The sequence below is a fragment of the Nostoc sp. 106C genome (genome assembly GCF_002154725.1).
In the GTDB taxonomy this organism is placed as follows: Bacteria; Cyanobacteriota; Cyanobacteriia; order Cyanobacteriales; family Nostocaceae; genus Aulosira.
Genome location: NZ_MTAW01000185.1, coordinates 1 through 10,435, shown reverse-complemented (window position 1 = coordinate 10,435; position 10,435 = coordinate 1). Strand labels below are relative to the sequence as shown.

The window sequence follows — 10,435 nt, the reverse complement described above, 5'->3', positions numbered from 1 at the left end:
CAATTTTCTTCTAATTGCTACTGTTCCCTGAACTCTTAGGAGATTAACAGGTTTTGCAACTGTACTTAACTGTTTGTAATTACTAAGGATTTTTGAGCCTGATTAGTATGCATAATTAGAGCGATCACTTATCCTGACAAACAGCGCTCGCTTCTAAAATATAAGAATGCTGTCAACTTCTACTCAACTATTACGAATTTCCCAAGGACAACTTAATTTACTAGAACGTTGTCCTCGTCAGTTTCAACATACCTACTTAGAAAACCTCAATTCTCCTTCAGATCCAGAACAGGAAGAACGGCAAACTTTAGGTAGTCGTTTTCACTTGCTGATGCAGCAGCGAGAAATGGGTTTGCCAATTCAGAGTTTTTTGCAAGCAGATACCCAACTACAAACCTGGATGTCAGCTTTTGCCAATGCTGCACCAGAAATTTTAGCTCCTGCGACTGATAATCAAACTTTTCGGGAAAGCGAACACTACCGCACCCTGCAAGTGCAAAACTATTTGCTTACTGTTGTCTATGATTTATTAATTGCCGATAACCAAAAAGCCCAAATTCTCGACTGGAAAACTTATCCTAAACCACCACATAAAAGCAAGTTAGAACAGAACTGGCAAACACGTCTTTATCTCTATGTTTTGGCAGAGACTAGCGAATACTTGCCAGAAAATATTTCGATGACTTATTGGTTTGTCCAGTCTGAAGGCAAACCAAAAAATATTAAATTTATTTACAACGCTGCTCAACACCAGCGCACAGCAAATGAACTTAATGAACTTTTAAGCGATTTAACTTATTGGCTGGAACGTTATCAACAAAAAGAGCAATTTCCCCAACTACCATTAGGTAAGAAAGCTTGCAATTATTGTCAATTTGCCACACGCTGCGATCGCACACAAGCAACCGAACACCAGAGCGATATCTACGACGGGCTACACCTACGCAACTCCCTGCCCAATCTCGCCAATATAGAAGAAGTATCACTTTGAAGAAAAGGCGATGGGACGTAAAGAAATAACATATGACAAATAACAAATAACTACTATGACAAATATTGATGACATGGACACAGTTTATGTCCGTGAACTAGGAATTGATGACATAGCTCCGGTTTACCACTTAGGAGAAGAGCTATTTACCAGCGATTTATATCCTTATTTATATAGAACGTGGGACGAATGGGAGGTGATTGGACTTTACAACACAGATCCCGAATATTGCTTAGTAGCTGAAATAGATGGCGAACTTGCCGGATTTATTTTAGGAACTATTATTACTAAAGCATCTTGGACTTACGGATACATTCTGTGGCTAGGAGTTAATCCGCAGTTTCAGCGTCGAGGAATAGCAGATAAGTTAGTTGATAAAGTCGTCGCCCGCATGATTGAAGACGGGGCGCGATTTATGCTGGTAGACACCGATCCCACCAATACCTCAGCAGTTAAGTTTTTCAACCGCAAAGGTTTTGGCAATACCCGCCAGCACATTTTCTTATCGATGAATCTCAGCAAGCACCCATACTATGGCAGACTGATTGATTATGAACATCAAAAAGCTGAAAGAGCAGGTTATAGGCGATCTCGTCCTGCTGCTATTCGCACCCGTAAACCTGAGGGATTTTCTAACGAAGTAGTCCTTAATCCCCTAGTACATGAACCTCAGGTAGATTTGATCGTCAATGATGAATAGTCATTTGTCCTTCGTCATTAGTTATTTCCTCCTTGTCCCCCCCACACTCCCCACCCTCCTCACACTCCTCATCTCCTTTCTCTAAAAAATGCAGTGGACTCTAGCCGCAACTGAACAACCACCAGAGTGGTTTATCCAAGCAGTGAAAAAGTATACTCCTGCATCAAGTGGGCTTTATGCAGCACAATTATTATGGCAACGGGGTATTCAAGATCAATCTCAATTAGAAGGTTTCGTCAACTATAAAACTTATCAACCAGCTAGCCCCTTTGAGTTTGGGGAAGAAATGCATCTAGCCGTCGCACGCTTGCAACAAGCACGCAATGCTGGTGAGAAAATTGCTATTTGGGGAGACTTTGATGCCGACGGAATTACCTCTACATCTGTGCTATGGGATGGTTTGGGGCAATTTTTTGGGCAAAACGCGCAGTTAAGTTATTACATTCCCAATCGCCTGAAAGAATCTCACGGACTTAATAATTCAGGTATTGATAACTTAGCAAAACAGGGTTTTACATTAATTGTCACCTGCGACACTGGCAGCACTAATATTGATGAAATTATTTATGCTCAAAAGCTAGGCATTGATGTCATAGTTACAGACCATCACACCTTACCGACAGAACGTCCACCAGTTACAGCAATTATTAACCCCCGCAATTTACCTAATGAACATCCACTATTTAATCTTTCTGGGGTGGCGGTAGCTTACAAGTTGGTAGAAGCACTTTATCAAACCCTGCCTGATGTACCAAAACATCCCTTAGAAGATTTATTAGATTTAGTGGCTGTCGGGTTAATTGCCGATTTGGTGCAGTTAAGCGGAGATTGTCGCTATTTAGCGCAATTGGGAATTCAACGTCTACAGGAAGATTTTAAACAACCACCCACAGCACGACGACGACCGGGGGTAGGCAGATTATTAGAACTATGCCAGAAAAGTGGCGATCGCCCTACAGATATTTCCTTTGGTTTGGGGCCGCGCATCAATGCAGTTAGCCGTATTCAAGGTGATGCTAGTTTTTGCGTAGAATTACTTACAAGCCGCGATGTTAAACGTTGTAACGAACTCGCAGAAGATACAGAACTAGCCAACGCCCGGCGTAAGTCTTTGCAGAAAGATGTGCAAACGCAAGTAGCACAAAAGCTTACTCAATTAGATTTATCTACCACAAGTGCGATCGTCCTAGCAGATGCTCAATGGCCTGTAGGCGTGCTGGGCTTAGTTGCTGGACAAGTAGCACAAGAAACAGGTCGCCCCACCATACTTTTGAGTACAGAAGTAGCCGAGGAAGCAAGGGGAAATGAGGAAGAATTAACTCCTTCATCTTCTAACTCAGCACTCAGCACTCAGCACTCAGCACTCTCACTAGCCCGTGGTTCTGCCCGTTCAGTGAATTCTGTTGATTTATACCAATTAGTTAAAGACCAAGCACATCTGTTGCATCGCTTTGGTGGGCATCCCTTTGCCGCTGGGTTGAGTATGCCAGTGGAAAATATTCCCTTATTTTCAGAAGCGATTAACCAAAGGTTGCGGCAATCCTTGAGTGGTAAAACGCTAACGCCTACGGTTCAAGCAGACATAGCGGTAACAGTTGTAGATTTAGGCAAAGATTTATTTTTGGAACTTAAAGTATTAGAACCTTGCGGTATGGGTAATCCCGTTCCGAAATTATTGATTCAAAACTGCTGGTTTGAAAATGCTTGGCATCGCAATCAACAAGATTCCCAAGGGAAAAAAGTACAGTACATCAAAACCGATTTTGATATCAGGGATGATTCCACGAGAAATGCTTTTCCAGGTATCTGGTGGGGACATTACAAAGATGAATTACCCATTGGTAGATGTGATTGTATAGCCGAGTTGGACTACAACACCTTTAAAAAACGCTACGAAATTAGATTAATCGCCGTTCGGCCCAGTGCTAACTCACTACTCACCACTCAGCACTCAGAACTTATCTTCGATTGGCGCAACCAAGAACACTCAGAACTAAAAACTCAAAACGCAGCACTGATTATCGAAGAATGTCCCAATAACTGGGATGATTTAAGGACTTGGTGGAAGCGATCGCTATACAATAATCAAAAACTTGCGATCGCCTGGACTAAACCCCACCAGCAACCACCCAATCAAATTTGGCTGACTCTGGTGGGAATTGCCAAATATCTCAGTCGCACCAATCAACTAGTTACCCGCGTCCAACTTTTAGACAAACTGGGTATTGGCGACCAAACCTTACTGATGGGAATCAGAGCATTAAAATATTTAGGATTCACCCTTCAACGCCAAGACAATTATTTGCGAATTAGCCAAGAACCCAAAAATGCCTCCCAAACTCAAGCTGAAGCTGCTGTTGCCAAATTTTTAGCTGCTGTGCGCGAAGAACAATTTCAACGAGAGTATTTTGCTGAAGTACCTTTGTCTACGATTGTGGCGATGGTTAATACTCAATAGTTCGCTTTAGACTTTATATCAAGTCCGGTTGAATACTTGTCATTGCGACCGTAGGGAAGCAATCCCAACAACCTTGCGATTGCGTCGTTTCACTCCGTTCTACTCGCTGCGGACATATTAAGCGTGATTGACAGGACATGATATTACATGACTAAACGGCGATTGCCATACCATTGACTCAAATCATGCTCAATTCCTTCAAGGATTGCGATCGCATCCATTATTGATTTTGCATCAACACCTAAGCCAGCAAACACTGACTCTATCCGTTGTTGATACTTCTGTGGACAAAGCGTAAAGCTATTGGCAACTGCCACCGCGCCTTTCTCATTCAATAGGTACTCTTCATTGAGTGCAAATAATACCTGATTCATACAAGCTACGCTGCGGAAACAGCAACCTGCGGCATAGGCAACATCACCACGTGCAATTGCTTTTTGGGCAACTAACAGTGAAAAACTAATTTCCCAGGCAAAAGTATTAATAGTTGCTTGTTTAAGCCCAATAGGATAAGGATTCGTCTTAGCCTTTAAAGCGTCTAAAACGCCACCCGGATCGTGAAGTGGTAGACAAATGGCAACTTCCCCCATATAAATAGAGGACACAAAGCCGTGTGGATGTCCTGGTTGGTAATCAATAGTAATTTGCCCAGCATGGCAATCAGCAATGACACGATCAACCTGAATCAGATCGCGGTAGAGAAAATCTACAGATACACCTTCTATATGTAGCCAACCACCGCCATTAATCCATTTTCCCCATTCACCAATTGCAGTGATTAGATTTGCGCGATGGTTGTCGTCAACTTCAGAGGCGAGGTGGTTGAGAGCAATTAGATCGAGCGGATTCTCTGGGTTGTAATAAATTCCCAGATCCACATCTGACTTCTGTGTATGGTTGCCTCGTGCCCTTGAACCACCTAGAGTAATAGCTGCAATCCCCTGAATTGACTGCAAACGATCGACAACGCGGTGGATGAAGTGTGGTAATTGCTGGTTCATAAGTAGTCAGAAACTATTATAGGACTTACGCAAAAGTCACGGAATTACGTCATTACGAGCGTTCGACGAAGTCGTTCCCGTTCGGCAAAGCCGTTCTCGAAGAGTAGGGTAGCGATGTAATCGCCCGAAATTCTGGGATTACTTCCCTACACTATGTTCCGGTCGCAATGACAAATTTTGCTTGCGTAAGTCCTGTATTTAAGTCCTGTATTAATTACACAACGTCATTGCGCTAAGCGTAAAGCCTTCTCCTAGCAAAGATGCTGCGCGTAGCTTGCTTCCCCTTCGGGGTACGGCATAGCTTCGCTTAGCGCCTTTGGCGTTCCCACAGGGTAGCCATGCCCGAAAGGCTTTATGGAGCGAAGCGGTCGTCAGCGGGTTGCCGTTCGGCTTAACCGTTACCGCAGGCTAGGGTAGCAATCGCAAGGCTTGGGATCGCTTCCCTCCGATCGCAATGACGGTTATTGAAACGGACATGATATGAGGCTATCTTATATAAGTTTTTTTCTCGCTTTTTGGCAAGAATTCTAAGTGCAGGATGCCTAAACTGTCTTTTTGCTTTGTTTAAGTTAGCAAAAGTATTGATTTGAGCAACCCCAATTTTGGTTACATTCAACTCCTGATCTGGGAATCCTGAAAGAAACTAACATTCACCTGGAGGATAGCTACTGCTGCGAAACCACGCATCTAGCTAGCAAATTATGTATAGCAAAATACCGCTACGAGTCATTTTTATTCTATCCACACTACTCCAGGTGATTACGGCTGTAGGACTAACCGGATATTTCTCCTTCCGTAATGGACAAAAGGCAGTAAACGAAGTCGCCACCCAACTCCGGGATGAGGTAACGGAACGGGTTAAGGAAAGGCTGCTACTCTATGTGGAAACACCCCATCTGATCAATCGGCTGAGTGCAAATGCCTTTGAGTTAGGACAGTTAGATACTCAAAATACCCAGTATAAGCAGAAGTATTTCTGGCAGCAGATCCGTACCTTTCCAGTTATTACCTACAACTTTTACGGTAGCGTTTCAGGAGAATATTTAGGAGCAAGACGCTTACCAAATGGTGACTTGCAGGGAATTGAACGCAATCAGTCTACAGGATACAACCAGTACTTTGCTACCAATGCACAGGGCGATCGCACAGGTCTAATCGAAGCTTTGCCGAATTTCGATGCGCGACAACGCCCTTGGTATAAGCAGGCAGTTCAGGCAGGTAAACCTACATGGAGTACAATCTATCGCGACTTTAGTACAGGGGGACTGGCGATTACAGCAGCCCAACCTATCTATGACAACCAAGGAAAACTCAAGGGTGTCCTGGGTAGCGATTTTATTTTCTCCCAGGTGAATGCATTTCTGCAAAGCCTCAAGATTGGCGCATCCGGTCAAACGTTCATTATGGAACGTTCTGGAATGCTAGTTGCCACATCTACGCCCGATCCAACCTACCAAATTACTACTAAGCAGACGCAACGGATTAAAGCTTCTGAAAGTCAAAATTATCTACTCCAGCAGAGTGCTAAACATTTACAGCAAAGGTTCGGCAATTTTACACAAATTCACAAAAGCCAACCATTAGACTTTGATATTCAGGGAGAGCGGCAATTTCTCCAGGTTACGCCATTACAGGATGGCAGAGGATTGGATTGGTTGATTGTGGTTGTTATGCCGGAAGCCGATTTCATGGAGCGCATTCAGGCAAATACTCGGATTACGGTGATGCTGTGCCTGCTGTCGCTGATCGTTGCCACGGTGCTGGGACTGCAAACATCCCTCTGGATTGTCAAGCCGATTCAGCGTTTGAATACCGCAGCCAAGGGGCTAGCAGATGGATGCTGGGAGCAAGAGCTACCAATTGAGAGGTCTGATGAGATTGGGGAACTGGCTGAATCGTTCACCTGCATGGCGAAACAGTTAAAAGAATTGTTTGACACTCTAGAACAAAAAGTACGCGATCGCACCCAGACACTTGCCAAAATCAACGGGGAATTGAAAAACAGAAATGCGCTGATCCGTCAAGTCTTTGGGCGATACCTCAGTGATGAGATTGTTAGCAATCTCTTAGAAAATCCCCTGGGGCTAGAGTTGGGCGGGACGCGACGTAAAATCACCATCCTGATTTCAGATCTGCGCGGCTTCACTGCTACAGCCGAACGGTTATCTCCAGAGCAAGTGATCGCCATCCTCAACTTTTACCTGGAATATATGGCAGATGTAATTACAAGCTACGAAGGTACAATCGATGAGTTCATGGGGGATGGGATTCTGACCTTATTTGGTGCCCCCACCGTCAGAGCAAACGACACAGAACGGGCAGTTGCTTGTGCGATCGCCATGCAACAGGCAATGATTCCCGTCAACCAGCAGATGCAAGAATGGGGCTTCCCCGAATTAGAGATGGGCATTGGCATTCATACAGGTGAGGTTGTCGTCGGCAACATCGGCTCAGAAAAACGGACAAAGTATGGTGTCGTCGGCAGCCACATTAACCTTGCCTACCGCATTGAGGCGTGCAGCGTCGGCGGACAAATTATTATCTCGGAAGATGTGTTGTCTGAAGTGCGGGACATCGTGCAGGTAGATGGACAGCAAAAGGTGCAGATGAAGGGAGTCAAAGATCCGATTAACCTTTATGAAATTAGCGGCATTGCGGGAGAGCATAATTTATTTCTCTCCAAATCAGAAGAACAATTCCTCGATTTGCCAGAGCCTATTTCACTCCAGTACGTCACCTTAGAAAGCAAACACGTAGGCGATCACTGGTATGACGCAGAGATCGTCAAACTCTCCTGTCGCGAAGCCCTAATTCAGCAGCATAACCTTGACGGAGAATTGCCAGCCCCTTTGACGAATTTGAAGCTGATTCTGCTGAATAAAAATCTGCCCCAAGAAGCCGGCGAAGATGTCTATACCAAAGTGCTGGAAAAACCCGCACCAGAGGGCAGCTTCTACATCCGCTTTACAGGGCTTCCTCCATCTGTGCGGACAATGCTCGATCATCTCTACAATGCGATTTCTCTGGAGTTGAAAAGGCAGTTAGAAACCGCATTGTAGGGTGGGCAATGCCCACCGGCTCCGGGTTTTGATGGGCATTGCTAAGATGAACTGCAAATTCCATTCGCCCGGACTTCAGTAAGCAGCACTATGATCAAAGTACGAGATAAACGCTAATCAGATCATGCTACAGTACGATCCGCTAGACTGCTTACCTTCCGCCGAGGATTTGCCGGACTCTGACGATACCCCTGTGGATAACGAATTACAAGATTTGATTCCCGGTTTACTCAAAGCCATACTAGCTTTTGTCTGGGCAGATCGTATGGACTGGTTCTTTGGCGTTGATATGGGGATTTATTACGATCCCGATCAGCCGGCGATCGCACCAGATGGGTTTTTGAGCTTGGGTGTTGAACGAATTATTGATGAAAATCTGCGTTTAGCTTATCTTCTTTGGGAAGAACAGCGCGTACCAATTATGGCATTGGAGGTGATTTCTCATCAACCAGGCGCGGAATACAACACCAAGAGAAAAATTTATACTCAACTAGAAGTCTTATATTATGTCATTTATAGTCCTCATCGGCAGAGAAAACGCACTTTAGAAGTGTATCGCTTGGTTGATGGCAAGTATCAATTACAGCTAGGAAATCCTGTTTGGCTTCCGGAAGTAGGATTAGGGATTGGTAGTGAAATCGGGACATATCAAGGCATTACCCGCGAGTGGCTTTACTGGTACAACGAGCAAGGTAAGCGATTATTAGCACCAGAAGAACGAGTGCAACAAGCAGAACAACGCGCTCAATTGCTAGCAGAACGTCTGAGATCGCTTGGTGTAGATTCAGATTCTTTGGTTTAGAATGTGCTTCGGGCTGAATTGCGGCAGATGCAAGCTAGGATAACCAAGACACAAGTCTAAAAAACTGGTGAATGAGTATTAAAAACTCGCCGACGAGTATCAAAGACTCTCGCACGAGTATTAAAGACTCGCCGACGAGTATCAAAGACTCGCCGACGAGTATTAAAGACTCTCGCACGAGTATCAAAGACTCGCTCACGAGTATTAAAGACTCTCGCGCGAGTATCAAAGACTCGCCGACGAGTATCAAAGACTCCCCGACGAGTATCAAAGACTCTCGCACGAGTATTAAAGACTCTCGCACGAGTATCAAAGACTCTCGCGCGAGTATCAAAGACTCGCCGACGAGTATTAAAGGCTGATTAATAGAGTTAAAAGCCTCATTAATGAGCATTCAAGACTTAGGGACGAGTTAGCTTAACGCAAAATTGGCGATCGCTCACAACACAATCGAGTTGAATTAGGCTGAAATGAGATACTTTGTAGGGGCACGGCATCCATAATGTTTCGGTGCATCACATAATTTTATCGGTGCCGTGCCCCTACTACGACGTATTGCTTTCTTAATTACGAATTAAATCTTGCACTCTCACTACCATTTGCCTAACTTCCTCAGCATCAGGCGATTGGATACGCTGCAATATCTCCAAAGCTAGCTGCAAATAATATAGTGCTTGATTATAATTATGCTGTTGTTCTGCTATGCGTCCTAAATAAGACAACGTTATTGCTTGACTTTGGACATTACCAATTTTTTTAATGGCAAGGGATTGCTGAAAAAGCGCGATCGCTTCTTCTATTTCTCTGTTATTACCTTTGAGACACATTAATTTGTACAACGTCGCCGCCTTGCCTTGTAGATTGCCGACTTGTTCATTGAAAGAAATAGATTGTTTATAAAGGGCAATGGCTTCACTGATTTCTCCCTTATCAGCTTTAATGCCCCCTAGATTGTGCAATGTTGCTGCTTGATCTCTGACATTGCCGATTTGTTTGTTGATGGCAAGGGATTGTTCATAAAGGTCAATTGCTTGGCTGATGTCTCCGTTATCAGCTTTGAGCGTCCCCAGTTGGTGTAAGTTTGCTGCCTTGCCTTTTAGATTGCCGATTTGTTCATTGATGGCAAGGGATTTTTCATTAAGGGCAATTGCTTGACTGATTTCTCCGTTATCAGCTTTGAGCATTCCCAGTTGACTTAAGGTTGTCGCAATACCAGGTAGATATCCGATTTGTTCATTGATGGCAAGAGATTGTTCATGAAGAGCAATTGCTTGGCTGATGTCTCCCTTATCAGCTTTGATTATCCCCAGTAGGCTTAAGGTTGCTGCAATACCAGGTAGATATCCGATTTGTCTTTTGAGAGTAAGAGATTAGACCTCTTGCATGAATCAAGAAAAAAGAGCAAGTTCATAGTTAATCAGTCC

General features: G+C 44.1%; 8 protein-coding genes. 6 read left to right on the top strand and 2 right to left on the bottom strand.

Features of this window, described 5'->3' with window-relative positions:
- The first annotated feature begins 166 nt into the window (after nt 1–166).
- The 3 genes from BV375_RS28295 to BV375_RS28285 all read left to right on the top strand — a co-directional run bounded on the left by BV375_RS28295 (nt 167) and on the right by BV375_RS28285 (nt 4,149).
- On the top strand, nt 167–991 hold the full coding sequence (locus tag BV375_RS28295) for a PD-(D/E)XK nuclease family protein (RefSeq protein WP_086766690.1): 825 nt from the start codon (nt 167–169) through the stop codon (nt 989–991).
- 55 nt (nt 992–1,046) lie between these two features.
- A complete protein-coding gene (locus tag BV375_RS28290; RefSeq protein WP_086766688.1) occupies nt 1,047–1,691 on the top strand; it encodes a GNAT family N-acetyltransferase in 645 nt (214 codons plus the stop codon).
- Between the two features lie 88 nt (nt 1,692–1,779).
- The gene (locus tag BV375_RS28285; RefSeq protein WP_086766686.1) at nt 1,780–4,149 is read left to right on the top strand and encodes a DHH family phosphoesterase; all 2,370 of its coding nucleotides are present in this window, start codon (nt 1,780–1,782) and stop codon (nt 4,147–4,149) included.
- A 143-nt stretch (nt 4,150–4,292) separates the two neighbouring features.
- On the opposite strand, the gene BV375_RS28280 is transcribed toward BV375_RS28285, so the two are convergent.
- Complete coding sequence (locus BV375_RS28280; RefSeq protein ID WP_086766684.1) at nt 4,293–5,150, bottom strand: nucleotidyltransferase domain-containing protein; 858 nt, start codon at nt 5,148–5,150, stop codon at nt 4,293–4,295.
- Nucleotides 5,151–5,851: 701 nt separating this feature from the next.
- Here BV375_RS28280 and BV375_RS28275 point away from each other — a divergent pair.
- From BV375_RS28275 to BV375_RS37250, 3 genes are all read left to right on the top strand, one after another.
- On the top strand, nt 5,852–8,209 hold the full coding sequence (locus tag BV375_RS28275; RefSeq protein ID WP_086766682.1) for an adenylate/guanylate cyclase domain-containing protein: 2,358 nt from the start codon (nt 5,852–5,854) through the stop codon (nt 8,207–8,209).
- Nucleotides 8,210–8,333: 124 nt separating this feature from the next.
- Entirely contained in the window at nt 8,334–9,011 is a 678-nt protein-coding gene (locus BV375_RS28270) for a Uma2 family endonuclease (protein WP_086766680.1), read from the top strand.
- Between the two features lie 71 nt (nt 9,012–9,082).
- A complete protein-coding gene (locus BV375_RS37250; protein WP_166507548.1) occupies nt 9,083–9,373 on the top strand; it encodes a hypothetical protein in 291 nt (96 codons plus the stop codon).
- 201 nt (nt 9,374–9,574) lie between these two features.
- Here BV375_RS37250 and BV375_RS28260 read toward each other — a convergent pair whose 3' ends face one another.
- A complete protein-coding gene (locus tag BV375_RS28260) occupies nt 9,575–10,342 on the bottom strand; it encodes a tetratricopeptide repeat protein (RefSeq protein WP_279432978.1) in 768 nt (255 codons plus the stop codon).
- Nucleotides 10,343–10,435 lie beyond the last annotated feature (93 nt).